The organism is Bacillus sp. JJ1474 (assembly GCF_036965225.1).
Classification (GTDB): Bacteria; Bacillota; Bacilli; order Bacillales; family Cytobacillaceae; genus Cytobacillus.
Map to the genome: position 1 here is coordinate 1 of NZ_JBALPC010000166.1, position 17396 is coordinate 17396.

The window sequence follows — 17396 nt, forward strand, 5'->3', positions numbered from 1 at the left end:
AACTTGCTAAAACAATCATCATAAAAGCCATCCATGATATATCCAATAGGGAATCCTCCTAAATGTTCCTTTTTTTAGTATCACCGGATAGTAACCATATTATGTTAAGAATTATGAGAGGATATTGTTCAGCCTAAGGGGGTGAGTGTAACGGGGATTTATATCGAGAAAAAAGTTTTCTGTAAATGTCTGAATATATTTACAATTCATATAACGATAAACTACAATAGCGTTATAAAGGTGTAATATAATTAATCATTTCATATAGATTTAATAGGAGGAGCAGAAATGGCCAATCTTACAATGGTGGCCGAAAAGAGAAACTAGAACAATTTATCAGACGGAATGAGGCAAGGGATAAAATCGAAGCAATGTTTTGGAGGAATCGAGGCAAAAGCTTCACATAGAGCTGTTCAATGTAAGTGTTTTGAAGGGCGAGAAAAGAAATCAGAATTATAAAGGAAAGTAGGGGAGAATTGCATGTTTGAAACGATCCGTTATGACGTTAAAAATGGAGTTGCCTGGCTTTACTTAAATAGGCCAGACAAACTTAACGCGTTTACTGCGCAAATGAACCGTGAAATAAAAGACGCCGTAAGAAGCGCTTCAAAGGACGATAAGGTACGCTGCATAGTTATTACAGGCGAGGGCCGGGCGTTCTGTTCCGGCCAAGATTTATCAGAAGTCGATGAAAAAATGGATCATGGCGATGTGCTAAGAAACCATTACGGCCCGATGGTTAAACAATTGAGACAATGTGAAAAGCCGATTATCGCAGCAGTAAATGGAGTAGCTGCTGGAGCAGGATTTTCCCTTGCACTTGCGTGTGACTTTAGACTAGTTTCAGAGAAAGCGAGTTTCGTAAATGCTTTTATACATGTAGGGCTCATTCCAGACTCTGGAAATCTCTATTTTCTAAGTCAGCTCGTTGGTCATGCAAAGGCGGCAGAGCTCGCTATATTGGGAGAAAAAGTGCCCGCTGAGGAGGCCGTTCATATTGGCCTTGCGAATCGGATGATCCCAGTGGAGGCTTTCGAGAAAGAGGTAAGCAGCTTTGCTTCACGCCTTGCATCTATGCCGACGAAGGCGATAGGTTTAATCAAACGCTCACTAAAAGCAGTTTCCACTCTATCCTTTGAAGACTATCTTGAACACGAAGCACAAGGCCAGAGAGCGGCTGGATTAACAGCTGATCATCGTGAAGGCATTGAAGCATTTTTGCAAAAAAGAAAGCCTATTTTTTTAGGAAAATAATAAGGTGAGTTATACAAGTAATGCAGGCAGAGAAAGTAGTGTTATTCTAAGTGGAGATTAGCAAAGGTGAATTTATAAATATTAGTTAAGACGACAGCGAAATAAGGTTATCTTTCCATACTCATTGAATGCATAAGGAGGAGAATCGATATGATCACCCGCATTGTGGTTGTAGGATCCGGCGTAATGGGCAGAGGCATTGCCTATGTTGGAGCAGTTGGCGGATATTCAGTCACATTAGTAGACATTAATGAATCAGCTTTGCAAAATGCCAAGCAGGAAATTGGCTCGATTTTTGAAAAAGGACTGTTACGGGGAAAAATTTCTCCAGAAGAAGCAGTAAAAGCCCGTGCTAATTTAGGCTATGAAAGTAACTTGTCTAAAGCAGCTTCAGTTGCTGATTTAATCATTGAAGCTGTTCCTGAAATAGCAGCAATTAAAAAACAAGTGTTTGAAATAATGGAAGAGCATGCATCTGAAAGCTGCATCTTTGCTACTAATACATCCACAATGAGTCCAACAGAGATTGCTTCTTATGCAAAACGACCAGAAAAAACAATCGCGATGCATTTCTTTAATCCTGTACATAAAATGCCTCTCGTAGAAATTGTCCGCGGCTTGGAAACGAGTGAGGAAACAGCAAATGTCATCAGGGAAGTAGCTGTCAAAATGGGGAAAGAAACAGTCGTAATTAATGAATTCCCAGGATTCGTAACGAGCCGGATTAGTGCCCTTGTCGGCAACGAAGCGTTTTATATGCTTCAGGAGGGACTCGGAACACCTGAAGAAATTGATAAAGCTATTAAACTTGGCTTGAACTATCCAATGGGGCCATTTGAACTAGTTGACCTTGTCGGCCTTGATGTCCGTTTAAACAACCTAAAATATTTACATGAAAAGCTTGGCGAGAAATACCGCCCGGCACCGCTTCTAGAACAGTACGTCAAGGCCGGGCGTCTAGGTCGAAAAAGCGGAAAAGGTGTTTATGACTATACGAACAAGGAAGAGATGGTAAAAAAATGAGAGAAGTAGTCATTATTGATGCTGTCCGTACACCGATAGGCAAATATAAAGGAGCTTTAAAAGATGTAAGACCAGATGACCTAGGTGCTGTTGTTATTAAGGCACTTATCGAAAGAAACCCTAAACTTCCCCCAGAAAAAATTGAAGAGGTTATTTTTGGCAACGCGAATCAGGCCGGGGAAGATAACCGAAATGTAGCGAGAATGTCTGCTTTGCTTGCGGGCCTTCCAGTGGAAGTCGGAGGAACGACCATCAACCGCCTGTGCGGTTCTGGCTTGGATGCGGTCTTGTATGCAGCAAGATCCATTGCTGTTGGCGAAGGTGATATTTTTATCGCGGGCGGAACAGAGAGTATGACACGTGCACCGCTCGTGATGGCGAAGCCTTCTCAGGACTATCCGCGCGGCAATATGGAATTGCAGGATACAACGATTGGCTGGCGCTTTACGAATCCAAAGCTGAAAGAAATGTACGGCACGGACTCCATGCCGCAAACGGCTGAAAATGTCGCACAGCGTTATAATATTTCACGAAGAGACCAGGATCAATTTGCCTTTGAAAGCCAGCTGCGTGCGAAAAAGGCGATGGAGGAAAATCGTTTTTCAGAGGAAATTGTCCCGGTTATTTACAAAGACCGTAAAGGAAATGAAATTATTGTAAATACAGACGAGCATCCACGCCCAGATTCTACACTGGAAAAGCTCGGCAAACTCAGACCGCTCTTTGAAGGCGGTACAGTAACAGCTGGCAATGCCTCAGGAGTAAATGATGGAGCTTCTGCCCTGCTATTGATGAGCGCTGAAAAAGCTAAAGAATTGGGCTTGAAGCCGCTGGCGAAATATGTGACAGGTGCAACAGCGGGGCTTGAGCCAGCCGTTATGGGACTTGGTCCGATTTATGCATCAAGAAAAGCGCTTGAACGGGCAGGTTTAACAGTAGATGATTTGGGACTAATCGAATTGAATGAGGCGTTTGCATCTCAATCGCTTCAATGTATTCATCAGTTGGGACTTAATCAAAGTAAGGTGAACGTTAATGGGGGGGCGATTGCTTTCGGACATCCGCTTGGCGCAAGCGGTGCCCGCATTTTAACGACACTTCTTTATGAAATAAAGAAACGTGATGAAAAATATGGCCTTGCGACAATGTGTATCGGTGTTGGCCAGGGAATTGCTGCTATTGTTGAGAATGTAAATGAATAGTCCTATTTTTTGAACAACACTTTCAAACAGGCTGTCCAGAACCGCCCATTATATAGGCAGGTGTTGGGCAGTCTTTTTATAGAGAAAGGATGAAGGATAATGATGAAATCTGTTTGTGAATTGCTTCAAATCAAATACCCGATTATCCAGGGGGGAATGGGTAATATCAGCAATGCACAGCTGACAGCGGCTGTTTGCGAAGCGGGAGGTCTTGGGACAATTGGCTGCGGCACGATGGCACCAAATGAAGTAGAAAAAATTATTCTTGAAACGAAGCAGCGCACGAATAAACCTTTTGCTGTAAATATCGCGGTTAGTGTATCTCCTTATACGAAGGAGCTAATTGAACTCATGATTAATCACCGTATTCCAGTTGTATCCTTATCAGCGGGAAATCCGGCTCCTTACATTCCAGTGCTTCATGAACATGGTGTGAAGGTAATTGCCCTCGTTGCATCAGTAAAGCATGCCAAAAAAGCTGAAGCGGCTGGAGCGGATATTTTAGTAGCGGAAGGCTATGAGGCCGCAGGGATTAACTCTAGTCTGGAATTAACAACATTTACGCTTATTCCGCAAATTGTGAAGCATGTGAGCATACCAGTATTGGCAGCTGGTGGCATCGGAGACGGCAAAGGCCTAGCGGCAGCACTGATGCTGGGTGCAAGCGGAGTGCAAATGGGTACTAGACTAATCGCGACAAAAGAAGCACCATTTCACGATTTATATAAACAGAATCTGGTTAACGCAGGCGACACAGAAACGATGATTTTTGGCCGCAGTGTTGGTCAGGTCAGAAGAATTTTAAAAACACCATACGCGAAGACTCTTCATGATCGGGAAAAAGCGGGAATGACATTAGAGGAATATGCAGAATGGACATCGGAAGAAAAACATATTAAAGGTGCGATTGAAGGCGATTTGGAAAATGGATTTATGAACAGTGGCCAGATTGCGGGGTTAATCGAAGATGTTCCAAGTGTGAAGGAACTGCTTGTTGACATGATGGAGGAAACGGAAAGACGGTTAACCGAATCAGCACAAGAATTTGCAGCGTTTCGAAAAAGCAATCGGAACAAAAGCGTGTAAGAGTTCAAATTCTATGGGAATCTACGAAAAAGTGGAAACGAACCCGTACCCCGCCCCACTTGTACCTCAAACTTGCTATAATGATAACTACTAGAACAGACCTAAGCGGAATAAGGGGCGTTAACATACAAATGAACAAGACAATTGGAATATTAGCTCATGTCGATGCGGGAAAAACCACTTTTTCAGAACAGCTGCTTTACCATACAAAAACGATCAAGAAACGGGGACGGGTTGACCATCAAAGTGCCTTTCTTGATAGCCATGAAATAGAAAGGCAGCGTGGTATTACCGTTTTTGCTGATCAAGGGATCTTTGAATTTGGGGATGCTACCTACTATTTAATTGATACTCCGGGGCACATCGATTTTTCTCCAGAAATGGAACGAGCTATTCAGGTGATGGATTTGGCCGTTATTATCGTCAGTGCTGTAGAGGGGGTAGAAGGTCATACGGAGACGGTTTGGAATCTGTTGAAAAAGCACAACATTCCAACCTTTTTCTTTATTAATAAAACTGATAGAGCTGGTGCGGATATTGACCGAGTGTTAGATGAAATACGCAGTAGTTTAACAGTAGATATTTGTGACATAACATCCTCTTTAACTGATGGAATAATGGCGGATGAATTAATCGAATTTCTAGCTGAGAGGGATGAGGAATTACTAGCATACTATTTGGATAAAGGATACGAACCTCAATTATGGATCCAAAAAATGCAAACAATGGTCCAATCATCTCAAATTTCTCCCGTATCAAGTGGGTCAGCTCTTCAGGATATAGGTGTGAAAAGCTTTCTAGAAAAATTGGAATTACTATCTGTGACGAACTTCCCTCTGAATGCGCCTTTTTCCGGCAGAGTCTATAAGGTTCGTTATGAAAAAAATGGGACAAGAATCACTTTTATAAAGGCTTATACTGGTACTCTAAGTGTACGGGAAGAGATGAACTATGGCGATGGAATAACGGAAAAGGTAACACAAATTCGCCGTTATAATAGCAGTCAATATGAACAAATCGATCAAGCATGCGCTGGAGAACTTTTTGCAGTTACAGGGATTACAGGCGCATCCGTTGGTGATGGAGTTGGGGCAATAAAGGAAAAAGCTGTATACGAAATAGTGCCAACTCTTCGATCAAAAGTCGTGTTTGAGTCCGGAGTGAATGTAAAAGAGGTTTTGCGATATTTTCGTATGCTTGAAGCAGAGGACCCTTCGCTTAATGTAAAGTGGGAGGAGAGTTTGCAGGAAATTCACCTGCATGTTATGGGAGCCATTCAGCTTGAAGTGCTAGAGGAATTAGTTAGAGATCGGTTTCATTTAAACATTGCTTTTGAAAAGCCGGAAGTTCTTTATGAGGAAACCATCGAAACAGAAGTGATTGGGTACGGGCACTTTGAGCCGCTTCGCCATTATGCAGAGGTTCATGTGAAATTAGAGCCAGGAAAAAGAAATAGCGGGATTGTTTTTGAAAGTCAGTGCCATACTGACCATTTATCCATTGGCTATCAAAATTTAGTCGGCCAGCATGTTCAAGAGCGGGAGGTTCACGGTGTGCTTACCGGCTCGCCTCTTACAGATTTAAAGATTACGCTGCTGACCGGAAAAGCTCACAATCAGCATACCCATGGGGGTGACTTTCGGGAAGCCACTTATCGGGCTTTAAGACAAGGATTAGAAAAGGCACGCAACGTATTGCTTGAACCTTACTATCAATTCAAAATCAAAGTGGATTTAGACCAAATGGGGAGGGTGTTATCGGATATTCAAACGGCATACGGCCGCTTTGATCCGCCAGTGACGGAGGGCGAAAAAGCAATTTTGACAGGAAATGTTCCGGTTGCAACCTTTATGGATTACGGAACGGTGCTGGCTTCTTTTACTCATGGCAAAGGGCGTATTGCATTAACTTTTGCAGGCTATGACCGATGTCATAACGAGCAGGAGGTCATTGAACGTATCGGGTATGATAAAAATGCGGATCCTGATTTCACATCCGCCTCTATATTTTGTGCAAAAGGACATGGCTATTCGGTGAAATGGGATGAGGCTGAGGGTATGATGCATTGTTTATAGGGCAATTGGGGGAGGGCCCCGACAATCGGGCAGCGATGATCTCCCCACATCCCCCTACAAAGCCTAAATTTGTTTCTGTCTGGAATTCTCACCTATAGCTTTAACAACTTCTACTGCCTTCTCGACATCATCATTCGTGATGCCTCTATGTGTCACAAATCGGATTCGATATGGACCAGAAGAGGTTGCTAGAATCTCATGATCTCTTAAATGCTTGATAAATTCCTCTGAGTCCATTCCGATTCGATCAATATCCACCATGATAATATTGGTTTCCACACTATCTAAATCGATGTCAATTCCGTCAATTAGGGATAGTCCTTTAGCAAGGGCTTTTGCATGAATATGGTCTTCTTTCAAACGGTCAATCATTTCTTCTAGAGCCACAATTCCTGCCGCACCAATGATACCTGCCTGACGGGTTCCGCCTCCGAGCATTTTTCTCCACTTTCTGGATCTTTCTATAAACTCCTTTGTTCCTACTAATAGTGAGCCCATAGGAGCACTAAGTCCTTTAGATAAACAAAACTGAACGGAGTCTGCATATTTGGCCATTTCTTTAGGATGAACGTTTAAACGAGTAGCTGCATTGAATAATCTTGCCCCGTCTAAATGGATGGGAATCTGATACTCTCTTGAAAGCTGATAAACCTCTTCCATATAACTAAGCTGCAAAACCCGCCCGCCTGAAAATGCATGGGTATTCTCTAAGCAAATCAAGCTAGTTCTTGGAAAGTGAATGTCATTTCCGCGAATGGCTTTCTTTATTTCAGATAAAGGCATTTGTCCATTTATCCCTTTAATGGTCTTCGCCTGTACCCCTGCGATGGTTGCGAGACCGCCAGTTTCATAGTAAAAAATATGGGAATTCTCTTCTAAGATGACCTCATCTCCACGCTGCGTATGAGTTAAAACAGCTACTTGATTTCCCTGTGTTCCGCTTGTGACAAATAAAGCGGCTTCTTTTCCAAGTAAGTCTGCCGCTATTTGCTCTAAACGATTGATAGTAGGATCATCACGATATACATCATCCCCAACCTCGGCATTTCGCATTGCATCTCTCATCTTTTCGGTAGGCATTGTAACAGTATCACTTCTTAAATCTATCGGCATTGTGTTTCCTCCTCGTAAATTTCTCTATAATGTAATTTAATCATAAAGTTTGCATAGAAACTATCATACTCATTAAATATTGCCATAATCTTCTTAAAAGGCTAGAATAGATTCACTATTGAAAAAAGATTTGAGGAAACAATATGACAGCACTTAAAAATTTGCATCCACTTGTATGGAATATTGTCATTGGAACGGTTTTCGGAAGAATGGCAACCTCCATGAGCATTCCGTTTTTGGCTATTTATTTAACAAATGTAAAAGGGGTTTCACCTACTCAAACAGGGCTTATTATCGCCGTGAGTTCACTGGTCGGGATTGCAACGAGCTTTTTTGGCGGCTATTTTTCCGATCGATTTGGCAGGAAAAAGGTTTTATTAATTTCAATTTTCCTATGGGCCTTTGTTTTTATCGGCTTTGGCTTAGTGGAAGCGGTTTGGGGATTTTTTCTTATGAATGCGCTAAATGGATTCTGCCGTTCTACTTTTGAACCGGCATCAAGAGCTTTGCTGGCGGATTTAACAGAACCGAAAAATCGACTGCTCATTTTTAACCTTCGCTATACGGCGATTAATGTCGGCGTGATTTTCGGTCCGCTCCTTGGGTTTTACTTAGGTTCATCTAAATCCACCTCTGCCTTTTTTATTGCGGCTGGTGTGTATGCCCTATACGGATTATCGCTCCTATTAACCTATCGAAAAACATCGAATCAAACAGTATTAAAAGAAAATATAAGCTCTGGTAATCGTGTGAAAATCATCGATGCATTTAGGATTACCAAATCAGATTCCATTTTATTATGGTCATTAATTGGGTTTATTTTGGCGATTACTGGATATTCCCAATTGTCGTCCACTTTGCCTCAATTTCTGTCGAACACTTCTCTCATTGAAAATGGAGCCAAGACGTTTTCGATTTTGTTAGCGTTTAATGCGCTTACTGTCATTTCTATCCAGTACCCGCTATTATCGATTGGAAAAAAATACTCGCCTTTAACTTCCATCATGTTGGGCAGTATCATGATCAGCTTGGGTTTAATTGGCTTTGGTTTAGCTAGAGGAATACTCGTGTGGATGATTGTCATGTTTGTTTTCACAGCTGGAGAAGTGTTAATGTTCAGCATGACAGATTTATTCATGGATAATATTGCAAAGCCACATTTGCGGGGTACGTATTTCGGGGCGATGGGGTTTACACAGATTGGAAATGTCATCGGGCCAGCGCTTGGCGGATTTCTGCTCGATACATATGGGTATGACAAACCAATTCTTGTTTTTGGATTATTGTGCTTTTCCTCAATACTAGCGATCCCAATTCTGCTAGGCGTCAAGGCGAAAATGAAGAAACAGCCGCTTCGTGAGGCTTAGGGGAATTAATGATTGAAACGGATTTGTTATTACACAAGCTGAACGCCCTTCCTCTATTCTTGAGGGAGGGCGTTCCTTTAACCTAAAATTGCCGGCAATTTAATTTTGATTGTAAATTCATGCTCCTTATAGACGAAATCCAGAAATCCTTCGTGATCCTTGACAATATTATGAATGATCTCTGTTCCGAAGCCTTCATGATCACCTGTTTTCGTTGTCTTTCCATATGTTTGGAACAATCCATCCAAAATATCGGCAGGGATTGGCAGACTATTATTTTTACAGATTAATAGATATAATCCGCTTCTTTTGTAAAATTGCAATGTGACGCAAGCTTGTTCTTCATGCTTCTTTTGCCAATCGATGCATGCATCGATACTATTTGATAAAAGATTGCCTATTAAAGCAACTACATGCTGGTCGGATAGGGGGAGTGTTGATAAAGGCAGATCAAAATCGTAAACAACCTCTATATCTGATGCTTTAGCCTGCTGGTACAGTTTATGCAGAACGCCTGCGACTACACCACGTTCCCCTTTTATAGATAAATTCGTCTCTTCATACCCATCAACAAGTTCATCAAGATAAGCCTTTGCCTCCGAATACTTTCCATCCTCCAGTAAGTAGTGGATAGCCGAAACATGTTTTAAAAAGTCATGTCTCTCGGTTCGAACAAGGCGAAAAGTTTCATTGAATTGGTTATTTTGCTCTTCAAATTCCTTTAGCTTTTTAGTAAAAGATGTGAGCTGGTTTGCCCAAATTATTCGCACGGTTTCAATCCCGATAAAAATAAGAAAAGGAACGAGAAAAATCCAGGAAGGTTTATCAGTTATATAAATTAATACAAGCAATGCCTGCATAACAAAAAGGCTAGAATTCCAAATATAGCTTAAGATTGAAACTCTGACAGGGACTTTTTTATATAAGAAAAAAATGAAACAGACAATAAATAGGCAAATAATGATAATTGGAAATTGAAAAGAAAGGTTCAGCAGCACTGAGCGCAGGTGAACGAATCCTAATACAGCGATGGTTGCCCAATATATTTTATTCAGTATCAAGTCTTTTCCACCTTTAAAAATAATTTTGCTGTAAAAAATCTACTTTCTCCTTTGTAATCATCGCTTGTTCCTCAATACCTTCAAAGGTAACAATATAGGAATTCTTTGCGTAGAGAGAGAAGTTCAACACATAGTGAATATTGATGATAAATGATCGATGTGAACGAATGAAATCACGTTCACGCAGCTCGCCCTCTAATTCATTCAATGTTTGGTATGTTTTGATCTGCCCGGATTTTGTATAGATGGTCGTGGACCTTCCGGATCTTTCTATAAAAATGATATCCTTCTTTTGAATGATATGAATATTGTTTTTCTGTTTAATATAAAGCCGTCCATTAATCTCGGCAGATTTTGTTTTCTCCTTTAGCCGTTCAATCGATTGGATGAGCCGTTCCTTTGGGTATGGCTTCATAATATAGTCATGTACATTGATTTCAAAAGCATGAACAGCATAGCCGCTATTTCCGGTAACAAAAATGACTGAAATATTCAGGGCATGTGAATGAATAATATCTCCCAGTTCATAGCCGGACAGGTCCGGCATCTCAATATCTGCAACTAATAAATCAATTTCTTCTTTTTTAATATGTTCATAGGCTACTTCTGCTGATGTGGTGGAGAAGATAATTTCCACACCTTCTATACCTGAAATGATTCCATTTAATTTGTCTAAGTCAATTTTGCGATCATCTACAAGACCAATCCTCATAATGAACTCCTTTACGATAAAAAGCTCGGTTCATCCTCACAAGTGAGTCTGCTTTCATTATTTTACCATTCTTAATAGGGAATTTGTCATTTTCGCGACACGAAAAGGAATATTCGCGACATAAGTGAAGATTCCCTTTTTCAATCCTTGTATGATAAATACAAGAAATCAAACAGATGGAGAGATGAAGATGATGATTCAAATTCATGAAGTCACAAAACAATTTAAGGATAAAAAGAAATATGTAACCGCCTTAAAACATGTATCCTTTAACGTTGCTAAGGGAGAAGTACTAGGACTGCTGGGTGAGAATGGCGCAGGAAAAACAACCTTGCTTCGGACAATCGCCACATTGCTTACTCCGTCAGAAGGCAGTGTAACTGTAGGAGAATATGACACTTTAAAAAATCCAAATGAAATTAAGAAAAGAATAGGCGTGCTTTTTGGAGGGGAGACAGGGCTGTATGACCGGTTGACTGCTCGCGAAAACCTTGAATACTTTGCAAGTCTTTACGGATTGGGAAAGCATGAAACAAAAGTACGGATTGATGACCTAACAAAAATGTTTGGCATGAGGGATTACCTCGATCGGAAGGTTGGAGGCTTCTCTAAAGGAATGCGGCAAAAAGTAGCCATCGCCAGAACGCTAATTCACAATCCTGAAATCATTCTATTCGATGAACCAACAACAGGATTAGATATTACATCCTCCAATGTTTTCCGTCAGCTTGTCCATCAGCTTAAACGTGAGGGAAAGACGATTGTTTTTTCCAGCCATATTATGGAGGAAGTTTCGCTGCTATGTGATTCGGTCGCGATGATGCATAAAGGAGAGCTAGTTTACAACGGAAATCTTGAAGCCCTTTACAAATCTGAAGGAAGCCGGGATCTTAATTTTATTTTTATGAGTAAGCTTGTTAGAGGAGGAAACCACTATGCTTCGTAAAATTTACTTTAAAGAATTAAAAGACTGCTTCCGTGACAGCAGAACTTTATTATTAACGGTATTGCTGCCAATTATTATGATGACTGGAATGACCTTTTTCTATGAAAAATTGATATCTAGTGATGAAGGTAAGACATATATGCTGGCTGTAGATCAATCATTTGGTACCGAAGAGGAGAGCCTATTTTCTGGTTTTGAAAATATTGAATTTGTTAAATCAGCAAATCCTGAAGAAGCTCTGAATGAGGGTGAGGCTTTAGCTGCTCTTGAACTAAGTTCTAATTTTATCGAGAGCATTAATAAAGGTGAAGAGGCTTCAGTAACCATTATCGGTAATTCTTTTAGCCAGAACTCCTCAAATTTGATGAATCTAGTAAATACCGCTTTAACAGCTTACGAAAAATCGGTCACTTCAGAACGATTAGAAAAGCTAGGAACAGAAACTTCGGTCATTCAGCCTTTTGCCATCAATCAAAAGGAAATGTCAGCAGAAGATCCTAATATTAATTTAATTGCTATGCTCATTCCATTAATTTTATCAATTGCGATTGGGGTCGGTGCCGGTCCGGCTGCTTCAGATTTATTTGCTGGAGAGAAGGAAAGAAAAACGATGGAAGCTCTATTAATGACACCAGTCAACCGGGCAAAGCTGCTTTTTGCAAAATGGCTGACCATTGCAACTGTTGGAGCGATAACCGGAATTATTACTCTAATTGTCGTCGCGTTAGAAATTGGCTTGTTAACTGAAAATCTCAAAAAGGCTGTCACTTTTGGAGATAATGCAGGAATCATCATCGGCTTAGCTATCTTTATTTCGATTATTTATGCCATGTTCAACGCATCAATCCTTATGATTACAAGCATTATTGGCAAAACGGTAAAGGAATCGCAAAGCTATAGTACGCCTGTTATGATGCTGGCAATTATTCCAACGATGGTTATATCCGGAATTGGAATCAATGAATTAGGCTTTGAGCATTTCGCGATTCCAATCATGAACCTTTTCAGTATATTGAAGGAATTAGTTTTCGGTATTGTCAATATAGAACATATTTTAATAACGATTGCAAGTAACGTCATTTGTATGATTGTACTCTTTATTATTGGAAGAATCTTATTCATGAAGGATAAGTGGGTTATGAATTAATGAAATTAAAAGAGACGGTTCCTATTCTTACTTGGTGGAACGGTCTCTTCCGATAAAGGTTTTTTAGCTTTTTTCATAGAATATTAGGGTATATAACAAAATTTGAAAAAAGGGATTATGATGCCTAAATATAAATTTTTGGAAAGATTATTATTTCCGCCAACATATTTAAACAAGGTGAAGCTGCAAAGCACATTGCATGGAAAGACAATCCTTATTACGGGTGCAAGCTCGGGAATTGGGGAGCAGTTGGCCTATATGCTAGCGGAGGTAAATGTCCATTTACTATTAGTAGCAAGAAGAGAGGAAAAGCTGTTGACGATGAAAAAAGAAATTGAAAAGTCAGCAGCAATAGTTAGTATTTTTCCAGCAGATTTAAGAGTGGATGAAGAGATGCAGGGACTGCTGACATTCATTCGACACCTGCCTTCCGGATTGGACATCGTTGTTAGCAATGCGGGAATATCAATTAACCGATCTATTATGCATTCACTAGATCGGTACCACGATTTTACCCGTACGATGGCCATTAATTATTTTGCACCGGTTCAACTGCTATTGTCGGTTATTCCGATACTTGAAAAAAATAAAGGTCAGATCATTAATGTTTCTACTATAAACGCTTTGCTGCTGCCATTTCCCTTTTGGGCTGCTTATCAGGCATCCAAGTCAGCCTTTGATACATGGCTTCGATCCGCAGCTCCTGAATTGAATGCAAAGGAGATTTCAACCACAACGATCTATCTGCCATTAGTTAAAACATCAATGATCCTGCCAACAGCTGCTTATCAAAAAATGCCTGCCATGTCCTCCGAGCATGTTGCCAAAATCATTTGCCAAACGATGTATACAAGAAGAAAAAGGTACAGTCCGTGGTGGCTAATATTTGGGGAGCTTGCATCCATAGTTTTTAGAGGAATGTGGGAACGATTATGCCCAATTATTTTAAGAAAAAAGGGGAAATGAAACATGAAAATATTAAAACTCATATTCGTTTTATATAAAATCAAATTACTTTCCCCTTTAGGCTTATATAGGTTACTGGCAGCGATTTCAAAGAACGGAATCAATATCATGACTCTCCTGCAAATTGCAAAAGGGACATACGGGAACAAAGTTGCATTAGTAGACGATAATGAAACAATAAGCTACAACCAATTATTCTCCCAATCCGAAAAACTTTCTATCGTTCTATTAGAAAAATACGGGCTTAGGTGCGGTCAGAAAGTAGGTTTTCTGTGTAAAAATCACGCTTCATTAATCAGATCTATTTTTGCTGTTTCTAGATTAGGAGCAGATATTTATTTACTCAATCCAGGAATGAGCAAAAATCAGTTTAAATCGCAATTGGAAAAACATCATTTTGATTTCCTTGTATATGATCCGGAGTTAAGGACGATTATCGAATATGCAAACTATTCAAAAGAAATGGTTATGAGTTATCATGATCATCTGCCTGCAATCAATCAGTTAATGACCACAAATCTAATTAAGGAAATAAAATTGCCTAGAACTTCTATGGGTAAAATCATGCTGCTGACTGGCGGCACGACAGGAAAATCAAAGGAAGCCCCTCATAAACCATCACTATTCAATTATTTAAATCCATTTGTCAGTTTGCTCGTTAGACTTAAGCTTATAAAATACAATCCTGTTTATATTGCTACTCCTATCTACCATGGCTATGGTGTTGCTGTATTATTTTTATTTATCGCATTAGGGAAAAAAGTGGTGATCAGCAAAGGGTTTCATGCCCAAAAAGCCTGCCAGCTTATTCGAGAGCACAAGGTTCAAGTCGTAACGGTCGTGCCTCTAATGATCCATAAAATGTTAAAGCATAATGCTGAGGATTTAAAATCTCTTGCATGTATAGCTTCAGGCGGTGCACAGCTTAATCCTAAACTTGCAGATGAGGTTTTTCATAAATTAGGAAATGTCTTGTGCAATTTGTACGGCACTTCGGAAACGGGCTTAAATATTATTGCAGCCCCGCAGGACTTAAAGTATTCAGTTCATACGATTGGAAAGAGAATAAATGGCGTCCGCTTAAAAGTACTGGATCAAAATAAGGATGAGGTAGAATTCGATACAATTGGACAATTTTGCGTGAAAAGTAAGTGGTCATTTAAGAATAGGAAGGCTTCTTGGATTGAAACAGGTGATTTAGGTTATTGTGATCAAAATGGGTATTATTTTTTATGCGGAAGAAAGGATGATATGGTGGTTTCAGCTGGAGAAAATGTGTACCCGATTGAATTGGAGCAGGTTCTTATCCAACATAATCTTATAGAAGATGTAGCTGTGATCGGCATGAATGACGAACAATTTGGACAGAGGTTGAAAGCATTTGTGAAACCAATGAGACATGCTAACCTTACAGAAGAGGAGATTTTTGAATGGCTGCGCCCTAGGGTTGCAAGGTTTCAAGTTCCAAAAGAGATCGTTTTTATCGATCAGATGCCATATACTCCTTTGGGAAAACTTGATAAAAAGCGGTTGAAAAATATGGAAGGAAAAGTAGTCTTGTCTACTAAGCTTTTGGATAAAATAATAGGTCTACCTGCTAGAAATTTGAAAATTGAGGAGAGAATGCATATGAACAATCTGACAATGTTTAAAATATTTAAACCGGCAAATGAAGTATTTGAAGCCTTCGTGGATCCATCAAAAATTGGTAACTTTTGGTTTTCGTCAAGTTCTGAAAAATGGGAAGCGGGTAAGATCATTACATGCAGATATGATGAATACAATGCCGAAGGTGAACTAAAAATGATAGAAATCATTGAAAATAAAAAAATTGTGTTCCAATGGGGTGCGAATGGAGAGGGGCATATTGTCACCATTTCACTAGATGAACTAGATGATTCAAGTACAATTATTGAAGTTAATGAAGAAGGTTTTAATGAGGAAGCTGATGATTTCATCAGCCAATTGATCGATAATAAGGAAGGCTGGGTTTATATGCTTACCTGTTTAAAGGCTTATCTTGAATTTGGTGTGAATAAATTAAGAGCCGGAATAGTTAAATAATAACCCTTCAAGTTTCATTGCCCCAACGATCTGTTGGGGCTTTTGAATATCATAAATTTAAATAATCAATAATGCACTTACCAAATAAAGAACAAACGCTATAGCCCCGCCAATAGCAGAAACCTTCAATTTATAGCGGGCATAGTCGACAAGAGAGAGGTCGAGAATGGATGCAGTTGTAATGGTTGTATCACCAAGCGGCGAGGTGATTGCGCCAAATGCTCCGCTGGCAAATACAGCCCCTACGGTCAAAGGGATAGAAGCCCCGGTGGAAACGGCTAAGGTGATTCCCAGAGGCATAAATAATCCCCAAGTTCCCCACGATGACCCTATAAAATAGCCGACTACCGATCCGATCAAAAATATCGTTGCAGGGGTCATAAAAGCAGGTAAAAAGGTTCCTAATGTTGACCCAATAAATTCTGAAAAGCCAAGATCTTCGGCCGACAAAGTCAATGCCCAAATCAAAATAAGGAGACTGATGGCCTGCATCATTTGATTACCTCCATCGTAAAAGTGATACAGGACTTCACTCAATTTTTGTCTCCTAATCATATAAAAGGTGAAGGTTAAAATAAGTGTAATAAAAACTGCCAAAAGCATGACAAAAGTGGCATCTGCCATGGAGAATGCTTCAAAAATGGTTTTGGCCCCGAGGGAAGTTCCGTTTTGCCATAATAGAAATAACGATAATGCCAGCAAGATAAAGACTGGGAAGATTAAATGCCATGGCTGTGCTTTTACTAAAGACAGTTCCTTTTTGATGCCCATTCGATGGAATTCATGTTCTTCATGCTCACTATGTTCCTGATCCGCCGTTGCTTTGGGATTCATCATTATTTTAGAAGGCGGCAAAAAGGTTTGGATAATTCCAATGATTAACATGATGATGGCATAAAAATTAAATAAAATGCTTAGTAAAAAAATTTGATAGGGTGACATCCCTAAGTCTAAACCTTGGATTCCCCCGGCCACTAAAGAGACCATAAATCCGACAAAGGCTGTGGCTACTGGTAATAAGACGATTACGGACTCTGTCGATATATCTAGTGTCATGCCCACCTTTTGCCTTGAAAGATTCATTTTATTAATGAGAGATTTAACAATCGGTCCAATCATCATAATCCGAAACATTGGCATCATAAACGTAAACGGAAGGGTCAGCCAAATAAGCCCAAGCAGCCCGCGTTCCGTCTTTATACGTCTTCCAATCCATTCTGAAAATCCTTTAATGCCTCCTGCAATATTCATCATTCCAACCAGACCGCCAAATAAATATAAAAACCCGACAATCTTAATATTTGTATCGTTAGATAAAGTTTTGACGACATAGGAAATCGCCTGCTGAGTACCGATTAATAGATCAGATGATACTAGGAT

14 protein-coding genes and 1 pseudogene are annotated in these 17396 nt (G+C 40.0%); 11 read left to right on the forward strand and 4 right to left on the reverse strand.

Translation table 11 applies throughout. The annotated features are described in order from the left end of the window. Positions 1-480: 480 nt before the first annotated feature. The 5 genes from V7164_RS18665 to V7164_RS18685 all read left to right on the forward strand — a co-directional run bounded on the left by V7164_RS18665 (position 481) and on the right by V7164_RS18685 (position 6640). The gene (locus tag V7164_RS18665; protein ID WP_335354863.1) at positions 481-1254 is read left to right on the forward strand and encodes an enoyl-CoA hydratase-related protein; all 774 of its coding nucleotides are present in this window, start codon (positions 481-483) and stop codon (positions 1252-1254) included. Positions 1255-1404: 150 nt separating this feature from the next. Further along, complete coding sequence (locus V7164_RS18670; RefSeq protein WP_335354864.1) at positions 1405-2277, forward strand: 3-hydroxyacyl-CoA dehydrogenase; 873 nt, start codon at positions 1405-1407, stop codon at positions 2275-2277. Further along, positions 2274-3479 (forward strand): acetyl-CoA C-acyltransferase, encoded by a 1206-nt coding sequence (locus V7164_RS18675; protein WP_335354865.1) that lies wholly within the window; start codon positions 2274-2276, stop codon positions 3477-3479. The genes V7164_RS18670 and V7164_RS18675 overlap by 4 nt, the downstream gene beginning before the upstream one ends. A 102-nt stretch (positions 3480-3581) precedes the next feature. Continuing rightward, positions 3582-4565 carry an NAD(P)H-dependent flavin oxidoreductase gene (locus V7164_RS18680; RefSeq protein ID WP_335354887.1) on the forward strand — a complete coding sequence of 328 codons (984 nt, stop codon included), beginning with the start codon at positions 3582-3584 and terminating at the stop codon, positions 4563-4565. A 131-nt stretch (positions 4566-4696) separates the two neighbouring features. Further along, positions 4697-6640 carry a translation factor GTPase family protein gene (locus V7164_RS18685; RefSeq protein ID WP_335354866.1) on the forward strand — a complete coding sequence of 648 codons (1944 nt, stop codon included), beginning with the start codon at positions 4697-4699 and terminating at the stop codon, positions 6638-6640. A 63-nt stretch (positions 6641-6703) separates the two neighbouring features. Here V7164_RS18685 and ltaE read toward each other — a convergent pair whose 3' ends face one another. After that, on the reverse strand, positions 6704-7753 hold the full coding sequence (gene ltaE / locus V7164_RS18690) for a low-specificity L-threonine aldolase (protein ID WP_335354867.1): 1050 nt from the start codon (positions 7751-7753) through the stop codon (positions 6704-6706). 143 nt (positions 7754-7896) lie between these two features. Here ltaE and V7164_RS18695 point away from each other — a divergent pair, with 143 nt between their 5' ends. Then, positions 7897-9120 (forward strand): MDR family MFS transporter, encoded by a 1224-nt coding sequence (locus tag V7164_RS18695; RefSeq protein WP_335354868.1) that lies wholly within the window; start codon positions 7897-7899, stop codon positions 9118-9120. A 77-nt stretch (positions 9121-9197) separates the two neighbouring features. Here the strand turns inward: V7164_RS18695 and V7164_RS18700 are convergent, their stop codons facing one another. Beyond that, positions 9198-10181 carry a sensor histidine kinase gene (locus V7164_RS18700; protein ID WP_335354869.1) on the reverse strand — a complete coding sequence of 328 codons (984 nt, stop codon included), beginning with the start codon at positions 10179-10181 and terminating at the stop codon, positions 9198-9200. A gap of 13 nt (positions 10182-10194) precedes the next feature. Beyond that, complete coding sequence (locus V7164_RS18705) at positions 10195-10896, reverse strand: LytR/AlgR family response regulator transcription factor (RefSeq protein WP_335348007.1); 702 nt, start codon at positions 10894-10896, stop codon at positions 10195-10197. A 190-nt stretch (positions 10897-11086) separates the two neighbouring features. On the opposite strand from V7164_RS18705, the gene V7164_RS18710 reads away from it, so the two are divergent. The 5 genes and pseudogenes from V7164_RS18710 (at position 11087) to V7164_RS18730 (ending at position 16016) form a co-directional block, all read left to right on the forward strand. Beyond that, positions 11087-11839 (forward strand): ATP-binding cassette domain-containing protein, encoded by a 753-nt coding sequence (locus tag V7164_RS18710; protein ID WP_335354888.1) that lies wholly within the window; start codon positions 11087-11089, stop codon positions 11837-11839. Then, positions 11829-12986 carry an ABC transporter permease gene (locus V7164_RS18715; RefSeq protein ID WP_335354870.1) on the forward strand — a complete coding sequence of 386 codons (1158 nt, stop codon included), beginning with the start codon at positions 11829-11831 and terminating at the stop codon, positions 12984-12986. The genes V7164_RS18710 and V7164_RS18715 overlap by 11 nt, the downstream gene beginning before the upstream one ends. A 102-nt stretch (positions 12987-13088) precedes the next feature. Beyond that, entirely contained in the window at positions 13089-13952 is an 864-nt protein-coding gene (locus V7164_RS18720) for an SDR family NAD(P)-dependent oxidoreductase (RefSeq protein ID WP_335354871.1), read from the forward strand. Between the two features lie 108 nt (positions 13953-14060). Further along, positions 14061-15455, forward strand: a pseudogene (locus V7164_RS18725) (AMP-binding protein); the annotation flags it as partial. Positions 15456-15581: 126 nt separating this feature from the next. Next, positions 15582-16016 carry an SRPBCC family protein gene (locus V7164_RS18730; RefSeq protein ID WP_335354889.1) on the forward strand — a complete coding sequence of 145 codons (435 nt, stop codon included), beginning with the start codon at positions 15582-15584 and terminating at the stop codon, positions 16014-16016. A gap of 57 nt (positions 16017-16073) precedes the next feature. On the opposite strand, the gene V7164_RS18735 is transcribed toward V7164_RS18730, so the two are convergent. Continuing rightward, a partial coding sequence (locus tag V7164_RS18735) for a Na+/H+ antiporter NhaC family protein (protein ID WP_335354872.1) occupies positions 16074-17396 on the reverse strand: 1323 nt, incomplete at its 5' end.

Bases quoted from the DNA above. Each gene is read 5' to 3' on its own strand.
- V7164_RS18730 (WP_335354889.1), top strand. From the start codon at position 15,582: ATGAACAATCTGACAATGTTTAAAATATTTAAACCGGCAAATGAAGTA.
- V7164_RS18665 (WP_335354863.1), top strand. From the start codon at position 481: ATGTTTGAAACGATCCGTTATGACGTTAAAAATGGAGTTGCCTGGCTT.
- V7164_RS18710 (WP_335354888.1), top strand. From the start codon at position 11,087: ATGATTCAAATTCATGAAGTCACAAAACAATTTAAGGATAAAAAGAAA.
- V7164_RS18715 (WP_335354870.1), top strand. From the start codon at position 11,829: ATGCTTCGTAAAATTTACTTTAAAGAATTAAAAGACTGCTTCCGTGAC.
- ltaE (WP_335354867.1), bottom strand. From the start codon at position 7,753: ATGCCGATAGATTTAAGAAGTGATACTGTTACAATGCCTACCGAAAAG.
- V7164_RS18680 (WP_335354887.1), top strand. From the start codon at position 3,582: ATGAAATCTGTTTGTGAATTGCTTCAAATCAAATACCCGATTATCCAG.
- V7164_RS18685 (WP_335354866.1), top strand. From the start codon at position 4,697: ATGAACAAGACAATTGGAATATTAGCTCATGTCGATGCGGGAAAAACC.
- V7164_RS18670 (WP_335354864.1), top strand. From the start codon at position 1,405: ATGATCACCCGCATTGTGGTTGTAGGATCCGGCGTAATGGGCAGAGGC.
- V7164_RS18675 (WP_335354865.1), top strand. From the start codon at position 2,274: ATGAGAGAAGTAGTCATTATTGATGCTGTCCGTACACCGATAGGCAAA.
- V7164_RS18695 (WP_335354868.1), top strand. From the start codon at position 7,897: ATGACAGCACTTAAAAATTTGCATCCACTTGTATGGAATATTGTCATT.